Source organism: Cupriavidus gilardii, assembly GCF_017598945.1.
Classification (GTDB): domain Bacteria; phylum Pseudomonadota; class Gammaproteobacteria; order Burkholderiales; family Burkholderiaceae; genus Cupriavidus; species Cupriavidus gilardii_E.
Genome location: NZ_JAGFTW010000050.1, coordinates 104,968 through 127,860, shown reverse-complemented (window position 1 = coordinate 127,860; position 22,893 = coordinate 104,968). Strand labels below are relative to the sequence as shown.

Annotated in this window: 13 protein-coding genes and 3 pseudogenes; 6 read left to right on the top strand and 10 right to left on the bottom strand. The window is 66.2% G+C overall.

All coding sequences use genetic code 11. The features are described 5' to 3' along the window. Positions 1 to 134 precede the first annotated feature (134 nt). Entirely contained in the window at positions 135 to 1,718 is a 1,584-nt protein-coding gene (locus J5T34_RS23975; RefSeq protein WP_244259060.1) for a BON domain-containing protein, read from the top strand. A 19-nt stretch (positions 1,719 to 1,737) separates the two neighbouring features. Beyond that, a complete protein-coding gene (locus tag J5T34_RS18875) occupies positions 1,738 to 2,358 on the top strand; it encodes a ParB-like protein (protein ID WP_208581737.1) in 621 nt (206 codons plus the stop codon). Between the two features lie 12 nt (positions 2,359 to 2,370). Here the strand turns inward: J5T34_RS18875 and J5T34_RS18870 are convergent, their stop codons facing one another. The 6 genes and pseudogenes from J5T34_RS18870 to J5T34_RS18855 form a co-directional block, all read right to left on the bottom strand. Next, positions 2,371 to 2,940: a SecDF P1 head subdomain-containing protein gene (locus J5T34_RS18870; RefSeq protein ID WP_208581735.1), complete on the bottom strand. Its 570-nt coding sequence runs from the start codon at positions 2,938 to 2,940 to the stop codon at positions 2,371 to 2,373. 137 nt (positions 2,941 to 3,077) lie between these two features. Continuing rightward, entirely contained in the window at positions 3,078 to 3,509 is a 432-nt protein-coding gene (locus J5T34_RS18865; RefSeq protein WP_208581733.1) for an outer membrane protein assembly factor BamE, read from the bottom strand. Between the two features lie 128 nt (positions 3,510 to 3,637). Further along, positions 3,638 to 3,985: pseudogene (locus J5T34_RS24190) on the bottom strand (YadA family autotransporter adhesin); the annotation flags it as partial. Between the two features lie 131 nt (positions 3,986 to 4,116). Next, positions 4,117 to 9,538, bottom strand: a pseudogene (locus tag J5T34_RS18860) (ESPR-type extended signal peptide-containing protein); the annotation flags it as partial. A 153-nt stretch (positions 9,539 to 9,691) separates the two neighbouring features. After that, a pseudogene (locus J5T34_RS24185) lies at positions 9,692 to 10,315 on the bottom strand (ESPR-type extended signal peptide-containing protein); the annotation flags it as partial. Positions 10,316 to 10,566: 251 nt separating this feature from the next. Continuing rightward, a complete protein-coding gene (locus J5T34_RS18855; RefSeq protein WP_208581729.1) occupies positions 10,567 to 11,148 on the bottom strand; it encodes a hypothetical protein in 582 nt (193 codons plus the stop codon). A gap of 930 nt (positions 11,149 to 12,078) precedes the next feature. Here J5T34_RS18855 and J5T34_RS18850 point away from each other — a divergent pair. From J5T34_RS18850 to J5T34_RS18840, 3 genes are all read left to right on the top strand, one after another. Beyond that, on the top strand, positions 12,079 to 13,038 hold the full coding sequence (locus J5T34_RS18850) for a chemotaxis protein (protein ID WP_208581727.1): 960 nt from the start codon (positions 12,079 to 12,081) through the stop codon (positions 13,036 to 13,038). Between the two features lie 408 nt (positions 13,039 to 13,446). Next, positions 13,447 to 13,830 carry a hypothetical protein gene (locus J5T34_RS24135; RefSeq protein WP_347880671.1) on the top strand — a complete coding sequence of 128 codons (384 nt, stop codon included), beginning with the start codon at positions 13,447 to 13,449 and terminating at the stop codon, positions 13,828 to 13,830. A gap of 26 nt (positions 13,831 to 13,856) precedes the next feature. Then, positions 13,857 to 14,171: a GTP cyclohydrolase gene (locus J5T34_RS18840; RefSeq protein ID WP_208581724.1), complete on the top strand. Its 315-nt coding sequence runs from the start codon at positions 13,857 to 13,859 to the stop codon at positions 14,169 to 14,171. A gap of 34 nt (positions 14,172 to 14,205) precedes the next feature. Here J5T34_RS18840 and blaOXA read toward each other — a convergent pair whose 3' ends face one another. Beyond that, positions 14,206 to 15,111: an OXA-837 family class D beta-lactamase gene (blaOXA, locus tag J5T34_RS18835; RefSeq protein ID WP_208581722.1), complete on the bottom strand. Its 906-nt coding sequence runs from the start codon at positions 15,109 to 15,111 to the stop codon at positions 14,206 to 14,208. Between the two features lie 220 nt (positions 15,112 to 15,331). On the opposite strand from blaOXA, the gene J5T34_RS18830 reads away from it, so the two are divergent. Then, entirely contained in the window at positions 15,332 to 16,984 is a 1,653-nt protein-coding gene (locus tag J5T34_RS18830; protein ID WP_208581720.1) for a hypothetical protein, read from the top strand. A gap of 85 nt (positions 16,985 to 17,069) precedes the next feature. On the opposite strand, the gene J5T34_RS18825 is transcribed toward J5T34_RS18830, so the two are convergent. From J5T34_RS18825 to J5T34_RS18815, 3 genes are read right to left on the bottom strand one after another with little or no spacing between them, the layout of a single operon-like run. Beyond that, positions 17,070 to 20,189, bottom strand: coding sequence for an efflux RND transporter permease subunit (locus tag J5T34_RS18825; protein WP_208581718.1), 3,120 nt, complete (start codon positions 20,187 to 20,189; stop codon positions 17,070 to 17,072). Positions 20,190 to 20,194: 5 nt separating this feature from the next. Beyond that, on the bottom strand, positions 20,195 to 21,355 hold the full coding sequence (locus tag J5T34_RS18820) for an efflux RND transporter periplasmic adaptor subunit (RefSeq protein WP_208581715.1): 1,161 nt from the start codon (positions 21,353 to 21,355) through the stop codon (positions 20,195 to 20,197). 2 nt (positions 21,356 to 21,357) lie between these two features. Next, positions 21,358 to 22,812: a TolC family protein gene (locus tag J5T34_RS18815; RefSeq protein ID WP_208581714.1), complete on the bottom strand. Its 1,455-nt coding sequence runs from the start codon at positions 22,810 to 22,812 to the stop codon at positions 21,358 to 21,360. Between the last annotated feature and the right edge of the window lie 81 nt (positions 22,813 to 22,893).

Below are 22,893 nucleotides of genomic sequence, written 5' to 3'. Positions count from 1 at the left end.
CCGTGCACGCGCCTCGCATTCGCATGCCGCCCCGCGCGCACAGCGGTACGGTTCTTGCGGCTCATTCCCCGGTCGGGCAACGGCCCGACGCAGTGCGCGGCGCGTGCCGCCACTCGGTACGCAAGGAGGGACAGATGAGCAACGGTAGCAATCAGCGCTACCCCGGCGGCTACGGTGGCTACGGCAGCGGTCCGGGGCGTGATCAGGGGAGCGGCAGCGAATGGTGGCGTGACAAGGACGGTGACGACATGGGCGAAGAAATGCGGTTTGGCGAATACGGCGACGAAGGCGAACGCGAACAATACGGCGGCCGCGAGCAATACGGCCGCGGGCAATCGGGCCGCGGGCAATACGGCGGCCAGCGCCCCGGTCAGCAGCGTTACGGCCAAGGCCAAGGTCAGGGCCAGGGTCAACGCTATGAGGACGAACGCGAACGCTGGCGCGATGAATGGGGCGCCGGGCGGCGCGGCGCCGGTTCCGCCGGCACTACCCGCGACCAACAGCGCAGCGGCGGCGGGTCGTCGTTCGAGCAGCAATCCTCGCCGCGCTATCGCGGCAGCGGACAGGGCCGCTACGACCCGCACGACATGGGCGGCGCGCGCAACCCGTACAGCAGCGGCTATGCCGGCTACGACCCCAGCGGCGGCGGCGTGGAGCGCTATGGCATGTACGGCGTGCGCGATACCGGCCGCGATGACGGACGCATGGGCCAGAGCTCGGGTGAAAGCGCGATACAGGGCTATGGCGGCCAGCAATACGGCGGCTATGGTCGCGAGCAAGGACGCGGCGGCAGCGGCGGCGATACATGGCGCGACCTCGAGGCGCGCGAACGGCTGCGTCGCGGCAGCGAAGCCGGCTATGGCGGCGGCTATTACGGCAGCAGCTCCAGCGGCGGCCAGTCGTACAGCGGCGGACAACGCGCCTATCCGGGCGATCCGGGCTACCGCCAGAGCGGTTCGTCGGGCTATGGCGGCGGCTCCCGTCAGGGCGGCCGCGGCTACGGGTTGGAGAGCTACGAGTCCGGCGGCCAGCGCGGCGGCTCGCAATATCAGTCGCAGTCGGGCTATGGGTCGCAGTATGGGCAGCAGTCCGGGTCCCAGTACGGCTCGCAGTACGGGCAGCAGTCAGGTCAGCAGTCAGGTCAGCAGTACGGACAACAGCAACGCCGTCGCCGCGTCGGCCCGAAGGGCTATCAGCGTTCGGACGAGCGCATTCGCGAGGACCTGTGCGAGCGGCTGTCCGATGTGCCGATGGTCGATGTCAGCCAGGTCTCGGTCGAAGTCAGCGGCGGCACCGTGACGCTGACCGGCACCGTGCGCGAGCGGCATGAAAAGTTCGTCATCGAGGATATCGCGGACGAGATCTTCGGCGTCCAGGAGGTCCACAACCAGATTCGCGTGACGCGCGAGATGGGCAGCGCGGGTGCGGGTTCGGAAGCGGGCGGCGACTATCGCAGCAGCAGCAGCGGCAGTAGCGGCAGCAGCGGAACGTCGGGCTCATCGGGCTCATCGGGCTCCACGTCGGCCACTTCCACCGGGTCGCCGCTGTCGTCCGGCACGATGGGCACCTCCGGCACTACAGGCAGCACGGGCAGCACGGGAACGTCGGGAACCTCGGGAACGTCAGGCACATCCGGTTCGTCGGTCTCCTCCGCATCGGGCAGCACGCCCGACATCGGTGACGGGCTCGGTTCGACCGGCAAGGGAAACAACCGCTGAGCCGGCCGGAACGGCGCACGTGGGAACCACGACCCTGGCCAAAGGCAGCAAGCTCCGCGCGCCGATCGCGGAGCTGCGGCCGACCCAGATCACGGTCGGCATGCTGCATGTCAAGCGCAAGATGCAGACGACGCGTCGGCAGCCCGAAGACCGGCTCGAGGCCTTCTTCGACAAGCACCGCATTCACGTGATCGTGGGACCGAACCATGTGCTGTGGGTCGTGGACCACCACCACTGGGTGCGCGCCTGGCACGAGCTGGGTTTCGAGATCATCCCGGTGTTCGTGCGCAAGGACCTGAGCGACCGCTCGGAGGACGAGTTCTGGGAGTACATGCTGCGCCGCCATCAGGTCCACCCCTACGACGAGCACGGCCAGCGCCAGCCGCTGTCGGCGCTGCCGCGCTCGGTCGCGGGCATGCGCGACGATCCGTATCGCAGCCTCGAGGCCTTTGCCCGCATCGCCGGCGGCTATCGCAGGGTCAAGCAGGCATTTCCGGATTTCAAATGGGCGGACTTCTTCCGGCGGGAGATCCGCGGGCCGATGGACAAGCCCGAGTGCTTCGCCTACGCGCTGGCGCTGGCGGTCAAGGCGGCCAGGAGTCCCAAGGCGCGGGGACTGCCTGGCTATATCGGCGAATAAGCCCGGACGGCCTTACCGCGCCGCCGGTGCGCCGGCGCCGCCGATCACCGCTGCCACGTTCAGCGCCTGCTGTTCGCTGGCCATCGGCACGAACAGCACGCCGTTGGTGATCGGCCGTCCGATGCGGGGCGTGGCGACCAGATTGCCGCCGACCGTCAGCACCAGGTTCTTGCCCGAGAAGCGCTGCGTCAGCGCGGCGAGCTTCTGCGCGCCGGGCTGCGTGAAGTTGAAGCGCACATACGACTTGCCGTCCTTCGCCTTGACTGCCACCACCGTGTTCAGGTCATTGCGCGCGAGCACCGGCTGCGGTGCGACCCACAACGTCGCGTTCGCCATGCGCAGTTCGTTGAGATTGGGCGCGCGCTCGGGCTGCGCGAGGCGGAATTCGACGGCCGGCTGCTGCGCTGCCTGCTGGGGCACGGCGGCGCGCGGCGCCTGCGCGGGAGCCGGTGCCGGAGCCTGAGCCGCGGCGGCAGGCGCCATCGGGACGGGCTGCTGTCCCTGCTGAGCGGGCATCTGTTGGCAGGCGCCGAGGGCGAAGACGGCAAGAACGGAAGCGGCAACCGATGCGGCGCGATACATGGCAACTCCAAAAAACAAGGGCCGTTACCGGCCCGATCAAGGTGTCTGTGGTCTGCTCGAAAAAGCAGACCGGGCAATGCTACCTCAAGTCGCTGGGTCCCCGCGAACGGCGACCCAGTGACCTCCAACACGGATCGTCAGGCTTTCGCCTTCGTGATCAACGCCTTCGCCGCTTCCTCGCACTCCTTCTCGCGCCACAGGAATTCCTGCGCGCGCGTGTCGCGGTCGAACAGGACCTTGTACTGGCAGGCCTTGTCGCCGGACGGCGTCTGCAGATGGAACAGGTAGTCCCATTCGCGCACGAAGAAGAAGCCCTCGAGGAAGTGCGGGCGGCCCAGCAGGTGATACAGCTGGTCCTTCGTCATGCCGGCCTTGACCAGCGCCAGGCTGTTCGGGTCCGGATGGATGCCCTCGAGCAGCGTCATGTTCTCGACATCCATCTTCGGCCAGACCGGCGCCGCGGTGTGGCCTTTGTCGTCGATCTTGCTCAGGTTGCCGCAGCCGGCCAGCAGCACGGCCGCCAGCAAGGCGGCGCAGGGTGCGGCATGGCGTTTCATCGAATCAAACATGGTTTCGAACTCCTTGTCCCGGCGTGGCGTCTTCGCGCCGACGGGACGTTGATGATCGGGTAGTGGTCGGACGTGCGCCAGCTGAGGGACTGGCGCACGCCCGTGCTACACGGACAATTCCGTGCGGCTTACCACTGATAGCCGACGCCCACCGCGCCACCGTAGTCGCCACGCGACGAAGCGGCACCAGACGCCTTGTACACCCACGAGCCGTTGTCCGACACGCGCGACAAGCCCAGCGCGTAGCCGGTCTCGCCATTGAACGTGGCGGCACCGATGGCCAGCATGCTCTTGTTCGGCAGGTAGGCCTGCGGCAGACCAGCCATCGCCATCGCCGAAGCGATACCGGCGTTCGACCGGTTCTCGACGGCGCGGATACGGCTGTCCATGCCGGCGAACTTCTGGTCGATGCCCTGGCTGATGCGGTTCAGCTGGTTGACGTTGACCGCATCGGTCGGCGCCGTACCTTCGGCCACCCCCGTGATGCGGCGATCGCCATCCTTGCCCGCCATGTTGACCGTGGTGCCGCCGGTGTCGCCACCGACCGAGATCGGACCGTTGCTCGTCTCCTGCTTGACGATACCGATCTTGCCCTCGACCAGGTTGTTCACCGTGGTGTTGGTCTGGTGCAGCTGCGAACCGTTGACGGCATCCGTCGAGTTCTCGCTGATGTTGCCGGCCGCGACGTTGGTGATCTTCGTCCCGTTGGTGCCGCCCAGCGTGATCTGCGAGCGATCCGAGTTGTCGTACTGGATCGAGTTCTCGACCTGGCCCGCGGTGTCGCCGATCGCATCGGCCACGTTCGCGTAGGTCTTGCCGTTGACCGTGAAGCCGCCGCCGATGGTGCCGGTGGCCGGGTTATAGGTCGTGCCGCCGCCAAAGTGGTTGGCAATGCTGTCGCCCTGATTCTTGACGATGGTGTCCTGTGCGCCCAGCGCGTCGCCCACGTTGTTGTACGTGGCGCCGCCCACCGAGTACGTCGGCGCGGTGTAGGAACCCGTGGTCGAATCGTACGAAGCGCCACCACCAAACGAGGTCGCCGTGTTCTGCGCGACCTGGTTCAGCTGGCTGACGTTGACCGCATCGGTCGGCGCCGAGCCCGCGGCGACGTTGGTGATCTGCCGTTCGGCGCCTGCATTGCCGACCGACACCTCACCCACCGAGTTCTGGCTGCCGACGCCGTAGCCGATGTAGCCGGTACGCGCGCCCACCGTCGTCACCGAGCCTGCGCCCAGCGCCACGCTGTTGGCGAACACCGCCTGCGAACCCGCGCCCAGCGCCAGGGATTGGATGCCCTGCGACTGCGCGTTGGTACCCAGCGCCACGCCATCGGCCTGCGACACCAGCGAGTTCTGGCCGATCGCGGTACCGCCGGGCGCGGTCTGTGCGACCTGGGCGTTCTTGCCCATGCCGATGCCGTTGTCGCCGTTGACGATCGTCTCCGGACCCACCGCAATCGAATCGACGCCGACCGCCAGCGAATCGTTCAACGTCGAGTTCGCGTGGAAGTACTTGGTACCGGTGGCAGTGACCGAACCGATCGCGCCTTGCAGCTGGCGGATCGTCACGGCGTCATGCGCGCTGGTACCGTCGGCCACGTTGGTGATCTGGCGCAGCGTGTTGGTCGCGGCATTGCCCACCGACACCGCACCGGCCAGGTTCACGTCGGTGGTGTTGTACGGAACGATCGCGGTACCGGCGGTGATCGTGCCGCTCACCGGAGCGAGCGCGCGATCCGACACCGAACCCGAACCGAGCGCCACGCCGCCATCGACACTCGAGACCGCGCCGTTACCCATCGCGATGCTGTTCGTGTTGTTGGCGACTGCCTGCGGACCGACGGCGATGCTGTCGGTGCCGAGCGCCTGGCTGTCGGCCAACGTCGAATTGGCATGGAAGTACTTGATGCCAGCGCCGTTGTTGATATCGCCAATGATGTTGTTCAGGTTGGCGATATTGGTCGTGTTGGTGGCGATGTTGCCGGTGTTCAGGTCCACCTGCTGGTTGGTCGCGTACAGCTGCGAGCCATTGACCGCGTCGGTCGACGTATCGCTGAGACGACCCGCCGCGACATTGGTGATGGTCCGCTCCGCGCCCACCGCACCCACGCTGACCGTCGAGGTCGGCGCCGCACCGGCGAAGGTGTAGGCATTGCCACCGATGGTCGCACCCGTCGTCGCTACCGCGGCCGCCGTCACCGAACCCGAACCCAACGCGATGTCACCGGCGTTGTTGGCCACGGCGTTCGGACCGATCGCGACCGAGTTCGCGCCGATCGCCTGGCTATCCGGCAACGTCGAGTTGGCGTGGAAGTACTTGATGCCACCACCGTTGTTGATGTTGTCGATCGTGTTGTTCAGATTGGTGATATCGGCGGTGTTCAGGTTCACCTGCTGGTTGGTCGCGTACAGCTGCGAGCCGTTCACCGCGTCGGTCGACGTATCGCTCAAGCGACCGGCGGCGACGTTGGTAATGGTCCGCTCCGCGCCCACCGCGCCGACGCTGACCGTCGAGGTCGGCGTGGTACCGGCGAAGGTGTACGCATTGCCACCGATGGTCGCACCCGGCGTGCCGACAGCCGCTGCCGTCACCGAGCCCGAACCGAGCGCGATGTCGCCAGCGTTGTTGGCGACTGCGTTCGGACCGATCGCGACCGAGTCCGTGCCGATGGCCTGACTATCCGGCAGCGTCGAGTTGGCGTGGAAGTACTTGATGCCGCCACCGTTGTTGATATCGCCGATGATGTTGTTCAGGTTGGCGATATTGGTCGTGTTGGTGGCGATGTTCGCGGTGTTCAGGTTCACCTGCTGGTTGGTCGCGTAAAGCTGCGAACCGTTCACCGCGTCGGTCGACGTATCGCTCAAGCGACCCGCCGCGACATTGGTGATGGTCCGCTCCGCACCCGGCGCGCCGACGCTGACCGTCGAGGTCGGCGTCGTACCGGCGAAGGTGTAGGCATTGCCGCCGATGGTCGCACCCGGCGTGCCCACTGCCGCTGCCGTCACCGAACCCGAGCCGAGCGCGATGTCGCCAGCGTTGTTGGCGACGGCGTTCGGACCGATCGCGACCGAATCCGTGCCGATGGCCTGGCTGTCGGGCAACGTCGAGTTGGCATGGAAGTACTTGATGCCAGCGCCGTTGTTGATATTGGAGATCGCGGTGGTGTTCTGCGTCACCTGCTGGTTGGTCGCGTACAGCTGCGAGCCATTGACCGCGTCGGTCGACGTATCGCTGAGGCGACCGGCGGCGACGTTGGTGATGGTCCGCTCCGCGCCCGGCGCGCCCACGCTGACCGTCGAGGTCGGCGCGATGCCGGCGAAGTTGTAGGTGTTGCCACCGATGACTCCACTCGGCGTACCGACTGCCGCTGCGGTCACCGAACCCGAGCCCAGCGCCACGTCACTAGCATTCGTTGCGGTCGCCGCGTCACCGAATGCCAGTGCACCGGCCGCGCCTGCTCGCGAGCCGTTACCTAACGCAACGGAGCCCTGACCGATAGCGGTATTGGCATTGCCAATCGCCACCGCACCGTTGGCCGCGTTGGCCGCTGTTGCAGTCGCCGTGCCGTCCGCATTGGCGATGTTGTTGGCACCGCCGACGAACGCACCGGTACCGCTGGCATAGCTCGGATCGCCGATCGCCACCGCGCCATCGCCGTAGGCGACGTTGTTCGCACCGATGGAGACCGCCTTGCCGCCAGTTGCACGGGCGTTGGTGCCCATTGCTACGGCGTCTTGGGCATCGGCGACCGCGCCGGTACCCGCTGCGATGGCATTGAGACCGCTAGCCGTCGAATTTGCGCCAAGTGCCGTCGAGCCTGCGCCAGACGCTGCCGCGTTGCTGCCTATCGCCATCGCCTGTGCGGCCGTGGTGTATGCCTGATTGCCGATGGCGATACCGGAAGGTGCGTTGTTGACGCGAGACCAGAGGCCAATGGAAATACCATTGGTCGAGGCGGCATCGACGTGCTGACCGATGTTGTTTGTGCCGATCGCGATACTGCCGTCCGCAGCGGCAACGACTTGATTGCCGATCGCAGTGGCATTGACCCCGCTTGCGACGCTGCTATAGCCAAGGGCAGTACCCTCCAGGCCGCTTGCCGTGGCTTGATAGCCCACCGCCGTGCCCTGGATTCCGGCGGCCGTTGCGCCCGCACCCGAGGCCACCGAGAAGCGACCGGTGGCGCCATCGTTGTTGTAGTTGGCGCTGACCGTCCCGTTGTCGTTGACGCTGTAGTAATGGACTGCCGAGCCCGTCACTGCCGATTGCAGCGACTGCTGTACTGCATAGAGCTGCGAACCGTTGATCGCGTCCGTCGACGTCTGGGCAATGCGGCCCGCCGCGACGTTCTGGATCTGCCGTTCAGCACCGGCGGCACCGACCGAGACAACGCTGGTCGGCGCGGCGCCGGCGAAGTTGTAGGTCGTCCCGCGGATCACCGTGCTGGCCGTCGGTACAGCTGCTGCGACCGTCGAAGCATTGCCCAGCACAACAGAACCATCGCGACCTGTCGGGATCGTCACGCCATTGCCCACTACAAAGGCGTTGTTGGCGTTGATGGTGTTGTTATTACCCAGCGAATAGGAGCCGGACCCGGTAATGGTGCTCGGGTCACCAACGGCCCCGGAGTTGGCACCACTGACGATATTGCCCGTGCCGATGCTGATGCTGTTCGCGCCAGTCGCTTGAGCGCCCGTGCCCATGGCAATCGCATTGAGGCCGTTTGCCTTGGCGTTGAGGCCGATCGACGTGGCCGCGTTTGCAGTCACGCCGATGCCGGCATTCGTACCGATAGCGACGTTGTCATTGCCCGATACGAGGTTACCGGCAGATGCGCTCAACGTGCCGTCATAGGCCACGGTACCGTCGCCAGTACCCATCGCAACGTTGCGTGCGCCGGTGACGCCCGAGCCAGCGCCTCGCATGGCACTGGCACCACCGCCGCCAATCGCCGTGTTTTGCGCCCCGCTCACTAGCGTCCCGGCTGCGACGCCCATCGCGACAGAATTGGTATTGCCAACCGTCGAGCCAGCACCCGCGCCCTGGCCGGCGGCGACCGTGCCATTGCCGACGGCGGTCGCCTGCGCACCAAGCGCGAGCGAGCTGTTGCCTCGCGCCGCAGCGCCATTGCCAACGGCAGTGGCCGCGTCGCTGGTCGCAGTAGCGACTCGGCCGACGGCGAGAGAATTTGCCTGCGTTGCCGTAGCGCCCAAGCCAGCGGCCATCGAATTCAGACCCGTGGCGCCATCGTTGTTGTAGTTGGCACCCGGCACGCCGCCGTCATTGACGCTGAAATAGTGCGGCGCCGCTCCCGCCACGGCCGATTGGAGCGATTGCTGTACCGCGTAGAGCTGCGAACCGTTGATGGCGTCGGTCGACGAATCGGTGATGCGGCCAGCGGCGACGTTCTGGATCTGACGTTCGGCACCGACGGCACCAACGGATACAACGCTCGTCGGCGCGGCGCCGGCGAAGTTGTAGGTCGTGCCACGAATGACAGTGCTGGGCGTCGGCACCGGGGCGGCAGTCACCGACCCCGAGCCGAGGGCAACATCGCCTGCGTTGTTGGCGACAGCCGTGTCACCGAAAGCCACCGCTCCGGCAGCCATTGCCCGGCTGGTATTGCCGATCGCGACGCTGCCCTGGCCGACGACAGTGTTCCGGTAACCGATACCGACCGCGCCCTGCGCCGCGGTACCCGGCGTGCTGACGGCCTGGCCGCCACCGCCCACCATGTTGGTGTTACCCATCGCGACCGAGCCATTGCCCGTCGCGGTGTTGTCCATACCTTGTGCCACGGCACCATCGCCGGTGGCGGTGTTCGGGTCACCGATCGCGACGGCACCGTTGCCGCTGGCGACGTTGCCGGAGCCAATGGACACTGCCTTGCCGCCGGTGGCCCGCGAGCCGTTACCGATCGCTACCGCGTCTGCCGAATCGGCAATCGCGTTGCTACCCATTGCGATCGCGTCCAATGCAGACGCTTGCGCATTGGAACCGATCGCCGTGGTACGAGCCGCACTGCCCCGCGCACCGTCACCCAAGGCAAGCGTCGACGCCGCGGAAGCGATGGCTGTATCGCCGATAGCTACGGAGGAAGGCGCATTGACGGTCTGTGCCGCCCAACCAATGGCGACTGCATTTGTCGAAGCTACGTCGACCGCTGGGCCGGTGTTGGCGCCGATGGCAATGCTGCCCTCGCCCGCGACGGTGACCTGGTTACCGATGGCAACCGAGTTGATACCGCTGGCCGCGGTCTGGTAGCCAAGCGCCAGGGCTTCCGTTGCGCTCGCATTGGCTTGATAACCAAAGGCGGCACTGGATAGCCCGGTCGATTGGGCGCCAAAACCAAGAGCGGTGGAGCCGCTGTTTGATGCATTCGCGCTTGCACCGATGGCGGTGGAGGTTGCGCCTCCAGCATTGGCATTGTTGCCGATGGCCGTCGCACTGGCCGCCGTGGCCGTGGCAACACTGCCGATAGCGATGCTGTTAAGCCCCGACGCCTCCGATACGGAACCAATGGCCGTAGCATTCGAGCCCGACGCTTCGGCCGTATTACCGACGGCGATCGCGCTGACATTGCTCGCATTGGATGCGTTGCCCACGGCGATCGAGTTCGTGCCGGTAGCCGTGCCGCCTCCTGCGAAATACTGCGCGTACGCCTGCGACATGCCGCCCAACAGCATCGCGCCAACCGCCAGTGCGACTGCGCTCTTGTTGGGCTTGCCTCGCGACTTCGTCAACTCCGAGGCCGCAACCCAGGCGCCCAGGGACTCGTTCCAGATAGTGCGATAGGACTTGTTCACGCCATCACCCCCAGAGCCATTGCGTGTTTACCCAAACTGGACCGAGCCTCGGCCAGCGCCAACGTAGTGGTTTGATGCATGGCGACTACCCCCAGAAAGTTCGCCAAACTGACATGAGCCATTTGCAAAGACAAAAAGCCCCCCTTCCCCGGCCATAAGCCGGGTTTCGATCCCCAAATCGAAGAAGAAAGACGCCCGGCCTGACGCGGCCGGTGCGTTAGAGAAGCGGTGCGCCCGCTACCTGGATCACTTCATCGGCGTTCCATGGCGCTTGCGACCGTTACTACGACACAGCTCGAGCCGCTGGGAACCAGCAGCGCCTGCCCTTGGTTGCCGCCGAGGTTGTACAGCGGCGTACCGGAAAGCGTGGTGGCCAGGCTGCTGCCTTGCGGCAGCTGCTTGACGACATCGGGACACGATTGCGGGAACGGTGCGACGCGCACCAGTCCGCCTTCGCAACCGGTCTTGGTCGGCGACGTGAAGACGACGCCGGCCGATTGGCCCTTGTAGTTGGGCGTGTCGTAACGCATGCCGACGACGGCTTGCGCGGCGTGATCGTTCGGTGCGTCCCTTTGCGTCGACGCGTTGGACGCGTACGTCGTGCCGCGGGTCAGGCTGTCGCCCAGCGTCGCGAACAGGTTCGCGCACGACTTGATGCCGAGGTCGGCGGCCTGCTTCTGGAACGATGCGGCGGCGCCTTGCTGCGCGTTCGCCGGTGCGGATTGCGCGGCGGCCTCGGTCATGGCGCCCGCCAGCGCAGCGATAGACAGCGTGATAGCGGACAAGCGAACGCTCGTGCGGCGCTGCGGATGCCCCTTCTTCGGCTCGTACATCTGAACTTCTCCTTGCCTGTTTGTCGGGGTCCTGTCCCCGATCGCTCAACCTCTTGCCTGCTGAAGACGGCTGTCGGAGCGGCTCCGGGAAAAAATGGCGTGCATTTTCCGGTTGTATCGAGCCGTCCGACGAAGCCTATCGATCAGTTAATGTCTTTAATGTATTAAAGTTAATACATTGCGTGACCTATGGCGATGATAGCGTTGCGTTATGAACAGGAATTAAAACGAATGTGAACTTGGGAAAATCTGTCGTACGAATCAAACGCGTCGTACTGGAGGTGGCCGTCACGGCAAAGCGCCGGTGACGGATCGAGCGAGGAAGCGGCGAAAGTGGAGCGGGATAGCCTGCGCATGAACGGTCCGTCCACGCGATCCCAAGGGAGGTGAAGTGAGATGGGCGTAACTTGCCAACACGTCTTCGCCGCGACGCGAGGACGTGATGACCATAGGCGCGCGCATGGAAAGGGCCCACGGCGCACTATTCGGCTCGTGCATATTACTACTCCTACCCGATTCGCCGGTTGACCCGGTCTAACCGCCCCTTTCTTGCTCTACCCGTAGCAGGAAGCATCCCGCGTACGCCGCGGGTGCCTCCTTGCCTCGTTCCAGCGTGCGAGCCGAGCACGTACCGGAAACGATGTCTTTTTGTAATTGATGTATCAATAGTGTTACATCAACGCACACGGGATCATAACGGCGAATAGCGAAAAGTTCCTTGAGAGCTTCTTACATCTGACTTAAGTAAATATCTGTTTACAAAATTCCCTGTTCTGGTGCAGGGGCAGCCGCTCAAGGTTCGTAAAGGCCGGCCGTTAATGGTCGGTACCACGAGCGGCCCGGGCGCGCGTCCCAGCTTCACACTCGTGTGACATTGACAAGACACAGCGCCGCCGCTCGTGCGGGCGTCGCGAGGAGCAAAGGGAAGTCATGAGCGGCCTGATGAAGGAAATCGACGAGCGAACCAACCTGACCAACAATAATCAGTTCGAACTATTGTTGTTCCGGCTGGGAAATGCGGAGCGCTCGGGCCAGAACGAAATCTTCGGCATCAATGTATTCAAGGTCCGTGAAATCCTGGTGATGCCGAAAATCACGACCGTGGTAGGCGGTGCGCCGGCCATGCTGGGCATGGCGGACATCCGCGGACAGGTGATTCCGGTGATCGACCTGGCGAAGATCGTTGGCTGCACGCCACAGGGCGGCAGCTGCGGCATTCTGCTGGTCACCGAGTACGCGCGCTCGACCCAGGGCTTCGCCGTCGAAGGCGTAGAAGAAATCGTGCGGCTGGAGTGGAATGAGGTGGTATCGGCCGAGGCCAGCACCAAGGGCGGACTCGTGACGAGCATCGCCAAGCTGAATGCGGACACCCCCGACGCTCGCCTGGTGCAGGTGCTCGACGTCGAACAGATTCTGCGCGACGTGTTGCCAACCAGTCAGCCCGATGTCGATCCTTCCACCGTGGGACCGAAGCTGTCGTTGCGCCCGGGGTCGAAAATTCTCGCGGCGGACGATTCCGCTCTCGCCCGCAGCCTGATCGAACAGGGCCTGGATGCGATGGGCGTGCCGGTGGTGATGACCAAGACCGGCCAGGAAGCATGGGATCAGCTCAACGACATTGCGGCCACCGCGGCGAAGTCCGGCCGCAATGTGCGCGACGAGATCGCCTGCGTGCTGACCGATCTCGAAATGCCGGAGATGGATGGCTTCACGCTGACCCGCAAGATCAAGGCGGACAAGCGCTTCCAGGGGATTCCGGTGGTCATTCACTCGTCGCTATCGGGCAATGCCAGCGAGGATCATGTGCGCAAGGTGGGTGCGGATGCGTATGTGTCGAAGTTTCTGGCGAAGGATCTGGCGGAGACGATTCGGGGGGTGCTGCATATCTGACGCTGTGCGGTTCGGAGGGGAGGGAGTCAGACGGCGATCTCATATCGGCCGCCGCTTGCCCTGTCCCCGGCCCTCTCCCGCTTGCGGAAGGCTCTCTAGAACAGTGCTGCGACAGCCGCCGCATTCGCGATAAGCCGGCTCCCTCTCCCGCTTGCGGGAGAGGGTTGGGGAGAGGGCAAGGGGCACCCGCAAACCACGGCCGCCACGCTCCATAGGTTAACGTGCTATAGTCGGAGCCTTCGCCCCAAGAGGCGAGAACCCGGACAGATTATTAAGACAAGATACTGTCCGGCTGGCCCCAAGGGCCCCGCCGCCCGACCTGACGTCCGGCATTCACCACCCAAGCGTTCCCATTCAGTCGTTGCAGCGCCGATGTTTCCGGCTCCCTCGGAGCAGGCATCCAGCGCAGTGACCATCGCCGTTTCGGTAAGTCGCAAATCGCGCGTCGTTATTCGATCGATACGCGCCACAGCGCCCGAAATCCGCCTGCTCGCGTCCTTCTACTCGCTGACGCCTTCGCGCGGATCCACCGGACAGGGCAAGGGACCGCCCCATTCCAACAACATGATTCAAAACCAAAACCATAACCAATACACCGTCGCCGTCCATCCGATCCAGCAAAGCCCCGGCCAGTGGTTCGCCACCTATATCGTCAGCCGCTATGAAAGCGGACGTGAGCGGGTGCTCGAAAACGTCGCCGTACGCGACACGCTGCATCGCACGGAAGCGCTGGCAAAGCAGGTCGCCCGGCAAGCGGGCGAACGCGCGATTACGCGCTTGCGCCGCCATTGAGCGCGCGCCTTACCAAGGAGTCCACCATGTACGCCAATCACGCTGTCTACAAGGGCTATCGGCTCTCGGCCCATGTCCACCATGCCGCCGAACAAGCCGGCAAGTCGGGCACCGCGCGCGACAGCTTTGAGGCCACGGTCAATATCGTTGCCCTCGGCGGCGAGCCGTCGACGGGGCTGCCGCCGCTGCTTTCGCATCGCGCCGGCAGTCCGCGCGAGGCGATCGAAGCGGCCGTCGCCTACGGCCGCGATGTGATCGACGGCCTGTCCAGCTTTACCAAGGGCAAGCGCAAGGCCGCCGCCACGAAGACCCGCGCGGCCGAACTGGACGCGACCGTCTGACACTGGCGGCCCGCCAGGCGCGGCGAGCCCCGCGCTAGCTGGTCTTGCGCGATTGCCCGTTCTGCGCGGGCAATACGCCGAGTTCGGCCATCATCGCTCGTGCGATGGTCATGCGCTTTGGCGCCAATTCCTCGCGCTGCAAATCCATATTGAGCGCGAAGGGATAGACGCCGCCGTTTCTTTCGACCCAACCCACCCACCAGCCGTGGTTCAAGCCGGAATCCATCGCCCAGCCCGTCTTGGCGTAGATCGCATGGTCGCCATTGGCTTCCACGCGCAGGATCTCGCGCACCCACTGCTGGCTCAGACGCGACGCCGGTAACTGCCCCTGTGCCAACCGCGCCAGAAAGCGCGTCTGCTCGGCCGCGGAGATCGCCAGTGGTCCGCGCAGCCAGAACTGATCCACCACCTTCCCGAGTTGCCGGTTGCCGTAGTCCAACCGGTCGACCCACGTCTGCATCCGCTGCATGCCGATGCGCCGGGCCACGCCCTGGTAGACCGGCACATTTGACATCGCAATCGCCTCGCGCAGGTTCATGTCCCGCTGCCACTGCGGGAAGCGCGTCTTGCCGCCGCCATACGGCTGGACCTGGTCGGGATCGGCCACCACGCCGGTCTCGAATGCGATCAGGCTGTTCGGAATCTTGTAGGTCGACGCGGGCACCATCCGCGTTTTCGCACGCCTGGCATTGACCAGCGTGAGCCGGTTCCCCTTGACGTCGAGCAGTGCGAAGCAGCCGTCGACATCCAGCGCACGAAAGTGCGACATCAAATCCTCGCGGACGACCTCGGTCGGCGCGGCAACGGCGCTCGCCGGCGCGGCATCGGCCATCGCGAGGCGCGTGACAGGCAACAACGCTGCGCCGCCGGCCAGTTGCAGCAGGCGGCGGCGATACAGGCCGTGCGCATGCAGGGACTGCGCTTCGATACGGGACTTCATGGTCTCTCCTTGTTCGTTGGGAACGACTGCCCTCGGCGAAATGCGGATGGCAGCCGTGGTTGGTGCGCGCCGTTCCGGCCGGCGTGGCGCATCGTCGACTGGACAGTGCGCATCGTAGCGATAGCAGAGTTCCGGTCCAATGCGGGCCATGCGACAATCCGGCACGCCTGTCACGGCTGTCACGTCTTTGGATCAAACTGACCTATCGATCCCCTGTCCCATGCCCGATCCCGTCGTCGTCGAACTCACCGCCCCGCAAACGGTCAACGGCACGCGCGCCGCCTACCAGTCGGTCTGGCTGCTGGTGCGGCTGTACCACGCGACGCTGGAATCCCCCCAACGGCCGCTGGTCTATGCGGACGATCTGCGCGAGCGCATGAGCAATGCGCGCACGCTGCGGATGGCGATCGGCCGCGCCTTCCAGGACTTCGCGCGCTGGCAACTGGCGGTCGGATGGGGCGAGGATGCTGGCCGCGATCCGCGCTTCCTCAATTTGGAGGGACGCAGCCAGGGGCCATTCTGGCTGGCCGCGCACGAGCGCCAGCGCATCGTCTGCCAGGTTGGCGGCGCGCCGGCCAGCGCGGGCGAGATTGCCGCCTTTCTGGGCCTGGATCGCGACGGGCGCGGACAAGGCAAGACGGCGGCACCCCAACGGATGGTCACGCAGACCGATCTGTCCTTCTGGCGCCATTTCGTCGACGGCAAGCAGGCGCTGCGCGAAGGACGGCTGTTGACGCCGCTGGCGCGCGACGAGGCAGGCGGCGTCGGCGCTCATGACGCCCCCGCTGCGCTGACCGCGTTCCGCGCCGCGCGAAAGCTCGCCGTCAGCGAATTCGAGCACGCCTTCGTCGCACTGAATGAAGCGCTGCTGTGGCGCCGGCTTGGCGATCGCGCACAGACCCGCAAGATGCTGCGCGCGCTGCGGCGCCGACGGCGTGGCCACGCGATTGCGGGCAACGATTATCTCGACGCGATGGAAGGGATCGTCGCGGCGTGGTGTGCGTACGACGAGCGCGACCTGCGCGGTGCGCTGGCCCTGCTGCAGGCGCTGGCGCAGAATCCGCCCGGCGCGACGCTGGTGCAGGTGCATCCGCACGTTCGCTTCGAGTGGCACAACCTCGCCGCGCTGATTCAGCGCTCGCATGCACTGTCGGCAGCAGCCTCGAACGACGCCGCCGCAGCCGGCACGCTCGCCGAACAGGCGGTCGCCCATTTCGAGCAAGCGCTGGCGGCGGCCTTCGAATCGAACGTCTCCGATGCCGCGCAGCACGTGGCGGCCAATATCGGCATGGCGCTATGGCTGTTCGGCGAGGCCGGCATCGCGTGGTCCGGCGCCTTGCCCGGGCGCTCGTACGGGCTCTCGTCCGAGCGCGAGGCCGAGCGCGCGATCCAGTGGATCGGCCTGTCGGAATGGCTCGGCCGCGGCGCGGGCAACCGCCATCCCTCGGCATGGAATGCGATCTATCTGATGCGGATCGCCCGCGGCGCCTGCCATACCGCGCCGCGTCCCACGCTGGCCGAGTTCCAGGCCACCGCGCCGATCGGCGTGGCCGCGCTGCGCCAGTTGGCCGGACCCTTCGCCGACGCCTTCACGGGGCCCGCCTGGCCCGATACCTGGCACGAAGTCGCGGCATGGCGGCTGGCGGAATCGCAGCGCGGCGAACGCAAATACCCGCTGCTGCAACAGAGCAGCCTGTGGTTCGAGCTGGCGTGGTATTCGGCCCATGCCGGGCAGCTGGCACCGGCGGCGCGCGCGCTGCGTTCGCTGCGCGAAGGGCTGAAGCAATTGGCGGCCAGCGATCGCCAGTACTTCGGCAAGCCGCTGCTCGATGCGCTGCCCGAGCCGGTGCATCGGATGGCGCGGGACGACTGAGCGCTGCGCAAAAAAAAGGGTCCCCACCGCGGGGACCCAATCGCACCACCATGGCGCCGGCATGCCGCCGGCGCCCGGCCTTCGGTTACACCGGCTCGTCCGTCGCCGGATTCGGCTTGCGGTCGTCGAACCAGCGATACAGCGTCGGCACCATCACCAGCGTGAGCAGCGTCGACGTGATCAGGCCGCCGATCACCACCACCGCCAGCGGGCGCTGCACCTCGGAGCCCGGTCCCGTCGAGAACAGGAACGGCACCAGGCCCAGCAGGGCGATGGTGGCCGTCATCATCACCGGACGGAACCGCATGGTGGCGCCGTGGATCACCGCCTCGTCGAGCTCCATGCCGTTGTTGCGCAGATTGCGGATGTACGACACCAGCACCACGCCGTTCAGCACCGCGATACCCCACAGCGCGATAAAGCCCACCGACGCCGGCACCGACAGATACTCGCCGGTGATGAACAGCCCGATGATCCCGCCGATCGATGCGAACGGCAGCACCGTGATGATCAGCGTGGCGAAGCGCAGCGAGTTGAACAGCAGGAACAGCAGGAAGAAGATCGCGGCGATCGTGATCGGCACGATGATCTTCAGGTGGCCCATCGCGCGTTCCATGTTCTGGAACTGGCCGCCCCACTCAAAGTAATAGCCTTCGGGCAGCTTGACCTTGCTGTCGGTCGCCTGCTGCAGCTCGGCCACGAAGCCGCCGAGGTCGCGGTCCTTGACGTTGATCATCACCACGACGCGGCGCTTGGCCATTTCGCGGCTGATCTGCGCCGGGCCGTCGCTGACCTCGATCTTGGCGACGCTTTGCAGCGGCACCTGGATGCCGTCCGGCGTGGTCACCAGCAACTGGCGGATCGACTGGACATCGTGGCGGAAGCGCTCCGGCAGGCGGACCGCGGCGCTGAAGCGGCGCTCGCCCTCGAAGATGTCGGTCGCCCGCTTGCCGCCGATCGAGATCTCGATGATGTCGTGGATGTCCGAGACATTGAGCCCATAGCGCGCGATCGCCTGGCGGTCGATGTCGATCGACAGGTACTGCTGACCGGTGATGCGCTCGATGCGGATGTCCTGCGAGCCCTGGATGCCGCCGGCCACGCGGGCGACCTCGCCGGCCAGCTCGCGCAGCTTGCCGAGGTCGTCGCCGAAGATCTTGACCGCGATGTCCGAACGCACGCCGCTGACCATCTCGTCGATCCGGTCGGAAATCGGCTGCGCCATCACGATCTGCACGCCCGGAATGGCACGCAGCTTCTGGCGGATCTGCTCGGCGATGTCGTCCTGCGTCCAGCCCTCGGGCCACTCGTCGCGATCCTTCAGGCTGGCGATCGGGGTCGACTCGTTCTGGCTCTGCGGATCGGCGGGGCTCTCGCCGCGGCCGACACCGGAGACCACCGACTTGACGCCCGGCACGCTCAGCACCAGCTTGTTGGCCTCCTTCTCCAGCTTGATCGATTCCTCCAGCGAGATGTTGGGCACGCGGTCGATCGCGGGAACGATCGAACCTTCCTTCATCTCCGGCATGAACGACGAACCGAGCAGCGGCACGATCGCCAGCGTGCCGAAGAACGCAATGACGGCAGCCACCACGGTCTTGCGGCTGTTCGCCATCGCCACCTTCAGCAGCCGCAGATAGTGGCGCTTCAGGAAGGCGATCACGCGCGTATCGTGCTCGGCACCGCCCTTCAGGATGTAGGACGACAGCACCGGCGACAGCGTCAGCGACAGCACCAGCGAGATCGCCAGCGCGATCGCGATGGTGAAGGCCAGCGGCGCGAACATCTTGCCCTCGGTGCCGGTCAGCGTCATCAGCGGCAGGAACACCAGGATGATGATGCCGACGCCGACGATCACCGGCGTTGCCACCTCCTGCACCGCCTTGACCAGCACCTCGGTCTTGGTCAGGTTCAGCTCATCCTTGCGTCCCAATCGCTCGAACGCGTTCTCGACCACCACCACGGAGCCGTCGACCATCAGGCCGATGGCGATCGCCAAACCGCCCAGCGACATCAGGTTGGCCGACAGCCCCACCTGGTTCATCACCATGAAGGTCAGCAGCGGCGTCAGCACCAGCGTGGCCAGCACGATCACCGACGAGCGCAGGTCGCCCAGGAACAGGAACAGCACGATCACCACCAGCACCACGCCTTCGAGCAGCACCTTGGTCACCGTCCACAACGCGGCGTCGACCAGTTCGCTGCGGTCGTAATACGGCACGATCTGCAGCTTGCCCGGCAACATGCCGCGCTCGTTGATCTCGGCGACGCGCTGCTTGACGCGGCTGACGACCTCCTTCGCATTGCCGCCGCGCATCATCATCACGATGCCGCCGACCGACTCGGTCTGGCCGTTCTTGATCAGCGCACCCTGCCGGACCTCATGGCCGATGGTGACCTCAGCCACGTCGCGCAGATAGACCGGCGTGCCGTTGACCTCCTTGAGCACGATGCTCTGCAGGTCCTCGACGCCCCGGGCCAGACCCACGCCGCGGATCAGGTACTGCTCGGCATAGTGCGGCAGCACGCCGCCGCCCGAGTTGGCGTTGTTGTTGGCCAGCGCCTGGTAGACCTGCTGCACCGAGATGCCGTAGTGGCGCATCCGGTCCGGATTGATCAGCGCCTGGTACTGCTTGACGTAGCCGCCCTGCGAGTTGATTTCGGCGACGCCCGGAATCGAACGCAGCAGCGGACGCACGACCCAGTCCTGCACGATGCGGCGTTCGGACAGCTCCTCCTGCGTCAGCTCGCGATCGCCGTCGTCGGCGCGGTCCAGCGTGTACTGGTAGACCTCGCCCAGACCGGTCGATACCGGACCGAGCACGGGAGAGACGCCTTCCGGCATGCGGCCGCCGACTTCGATCAGCCGCTCCATCACGAGCTGCCGCGCAAAATAGACGTCGGTCGCATCGGTAAATACCAGCGTGATCAGCGACAGGCCCGCCTTGTTCAGCGAGCGCATCTCGACCAGCCCGGGCAGGCCGGTCATCGCGATCTCGATCGGCACGGTGACGAATCGCTCGACCTCTTCGGGCGAGCGGCCGGCCGCTTCGGTGGCGATCTGCACCTGGACGTTGGTGACATCGGGGAACGCGTCGACCGACAGCTTGCTGGCGGCACGCAACCCGAAGAAGAACAGCACGACCGCGATCACGCAGACCACGAGCCGCTGTTTGATGGCGGCTTGGACCAAGGATTGGATCATGGCGATTATCCTTGTTCGAGGCGTTTGCGCTCGTTATCGAGGTGGAACGCGCCATTGACCACGATGCGGTCGCCCGCCTTGACGCCGCTCTGCACCACGCGCATGCCGTCGCTCTCGGCGCCGAGCTTGACCGGCACCGCACGATACAGCCCGTCGCCCTGCTCGACGTAGACCTGCTCCTCGTTGCCATCGCGGACCACGGCAGAACCGGGCACCACCAGCCGCTCGGTCGGCCGGCTGGCGATCACCATGCTGGCCAGCATGGCCGGCTTCAGGCGACCTTCGCGGTTGTCGAGTTCGGTGCGAACCAGCACCGTGCGCGACTCGGGATTGACGGTGCGGCCGACGTAGATCAGCTTGCCGCTGATCCGGCTGCGGCCCGTGCCTGCGCCCAGCGAAGGCACGTCGATCTCGACGGTCTGCCCTTCGGCCACCAGCGCGGCCTGCTGTTCGGGCACCTCGGCCACGACCCAGACGCGCGACAGATCGGCCACGGTGTACAGCGAGTCGGCCGGCTGCACCACCTGGCCTTGCGCGACCTTGCGCTCGACTACGGTGCCGCTGATGCTCGAATACACCGGCGAATACGAGTTGATGCTGCCGCCCTTGGACAGCTCGGCGATCGCAGCCTTCGACATGCCGAGCACGCGCAGCTGGTCGCGATAGGCGTGCATCTCGGCGTTGGCGATCGCATATTCGCTCTCGCGGCGCTGCAGTTCGCCGCGGCCGATCACGTCGGCGGCAAACAGCTGGCGCGCGCGCTCGGCGTTCTGCGCCTGCAGCTGCGATTGCGCCAAGGCCTTCATATACGACATCTGGGCGGCGCCCAGCTCGCTGCTGTGCAGACGCGCCAGCACCTGGCCGGCCTTCACTTCCTGGCCGGGCATTGCGTAGAGGTCGGTGACGCGGCCGGTCACCGACGCGCCGATGCGCGCGACGCGCTGCTCGTCGAAATCGATGCGGCCGGCCACGTGCAGCATCTCGCTGAACGGGCTGGTGGTCACCGGCGCGACCTTCAGCGTCTGCTGCAGCGAGGGCTCGGGCTTGACCACGCCGGGCGGCAGCTTGGGCGCCTCGGCTGCGGGCGGCGGTTCCTCGGAACAGGCCGCGAGCGTCAACATCATGGCGGCAGCCACCGCCAGGGTACGGAGGGAATAGGGGCGCATGGTCAGTCTTGTTTCGATTCGGTGGACGGGGCGGCGGGGGTCGCCGGGCTCGGCGACATCGCCGGAGCGGGGGCGATGGTGGCCGGTGCGGCCGGCGCGGCCGGTGTCGTGTTCAGGGTCGGCACGCCCGTAGCCGGCGGCGCGGCGGTGGCGTTCGCTGTGCCCGGCACCGCGGCAGGGGTGGCCGTCGGCGTGAACGAAGCCGTGGGCGCCATCGCCGGCATCGACATGCCGGGCGCCATCGACAGCAGGCGTTCGATCTGGATCGCCGCCATCTGCTGGTCGTATTGCGCGGCGATCAGCTCGTTGCGCGCATTGCGCAGCGTGCGCTGCGCGTCGATGACTTCGAGAATGCCGCGCTCGCCGTAGCGGTAGGCCGCCTGCGCGACCTGCAGCGCGTTCTCGGCCTCGCGCACGATGCCGGATTCCAGCGCGGTGACCTGAGCCTGCGTGATTTCCAGCTGGCGGTACGCCGACTCGAGCTCCTGGCCCAGCTCGAACTCGCGCAGCTCATAGGCGTTGCGCGCCTGCGCGGCTTGCGCGACGGCCTCGCCCACCGGGCCCTTGCGGCGGTCCCACAGCGGAATGGTCAGCACCACGCCGATCTGCGAGACGTTGTTGTCCGGCTCGCGCGTCGTGCTGGCGCGCAGCGCGACATCGGGCAGCCGCAGCGAACGCTGGTAGTCGACCGCCAGATTGGCGCGCTCGAGCTCCATGCGGCGCTGGACCAGTTCGGCGTTGGCGGTGCTCAGGCGCGAACGCATCGCCATCAGGTCCGGCACGTGCGGACTCTGGCCGAGGCTTCCGCTCAGCGCGAACTTCGGCGGCAGCGCGCCGCCGACCTGCTGTCGCAGCGCGGCCTTGGCCTGGTCGACGCGGTACTCGGCGCTCTGCAGCGATTTCTGCGCGGCCAGCAGCTCGGTCTCGGCGCGGATCAGCTCATAGCGCGGCGCCTCGCCGACCTCGACCCGCAGACGGGCGCGCGAATGGACCTGCTTCATCATCGACAGGTCTTCGCGCGCCGCCGCCAGTTCGCTCTCCCGGCGCAGCACGCCGAAGTAGGCGGTCTTGACGCGCGCGGCGAGGTCGGCGTGGAACGCCTGGAAGCCCGCTTCCGTCGCGTCGAGATTGCGCTCGGCGATCGAGCGGCGCAGGCTGCGTTGCTGGGGGTAGTCGAAGCGCTGCGTGATGGCGAAGCTGGGCGTATTGCCCTCCGCCACGCCGGCCTGCCGGCCGCGTAGGCGGCCGTACATCATTTCGACCTGGGGGTTCGGATAGGCGCCCGCACTGGTGATGGCGGCGCTGGCGGCGTCGACGCCGGCCTGCGCGGCGACCACGCCCTTGTTCGAGGTCTGGGACAGGGACAGCAGTTGCTCCAGCGAGAAGGCGTCGGCGGCAAAGGCCGACGACACCCCAAGCGACAGCGACGCTATCAGGGTAAGCGTAGAGATCTTCATGGCAACGAGAAAAAGCCGGACCACTGCATGCCGGCTTCGCGCGGACGGCGTTACCGCGACAAGCACACGGCCCACGGCAGC

Bases quoted from the DNA above. Each gene is read 5' to 3' on its own strand.
- J5T34_RS23975 (WP_244259060.1), top strand. From the start codon at position 135: ATGAGCAACGGTAGCAATCAGCGCTACCCCGGCGGCTACGGTGGCTAC.
- J5T34_RS18870 (WP_208581735.1), bottom strand. From the start codon at position 2,940: ATGTATCGCGCCGCATCGGTTGCCGCTTCCGTTCTTGCCGTCTTCGCC.
- J5T34_RS18865 (WP_208581733.1), bottom strand. From the start codon at position 3,509: ATGTTTGATTCGATGAAACGCCATGCCGCACCCTGCGCCGCCTTGCTG.
- J5T34_RS18855 (WP_208581729.1), bottom strand. From the start codon at position 11,148: ATGTACGAGCCGAAGAAGGGGCATCCGCAGCGCCGCACGAGCGTTCGC.
- J5T34_RS18850 (WP_208581727.1), top strand. From the start codon at position 12,079: ATGAGCGGCCTGATGAAGGAAATCGACGAGCGAACCAACCTGACCAAC.
- J5T34_RS18840 (WP_208581724.1), top strand. From the start codon at position 13,857: ATGTACGCCAATCACGCTGTCTACAAGGGCTATCGGCTCTCGGCCCAT.
- blaOXA (WP_208581722.1), bottom strand. From the start codon at position 15,111: ATGAAGTCCCGTATCGAAGCGCAGTCCCTGCATGCGCACGGCCTGTAT.
- J5T34_RS18830 (WP_208581720.1), top strand. From the start codon at position 15,332: ATGCCCGATCCCGTCGTCGTCGAACTCACCGCCCCGCAAACGGTCAAC.
- J5T34_RS18825 (WP_208581718.1), bottom strand. From the start codon at position 20,189: ATGATCCAATCCTTGGTCCAAGCCGCCATCAAACAGCGGCTCGTGGTC.
- J5T34_RS18820 (WP_208581715.1), bottom strand. From the start codon at position 21,355: ATGCGCCCCTATTCCCTCCGTACCCTGGCGGTGGCTGCCGCCATGATG.
- J5T34_RS18815 (WP_208581714.1), bottom strand. From the start codon at position 22,812: ATGAAGATCTCTACGCTTACCCTGATAGCGTCGCTGTCGCTTGGGGTG.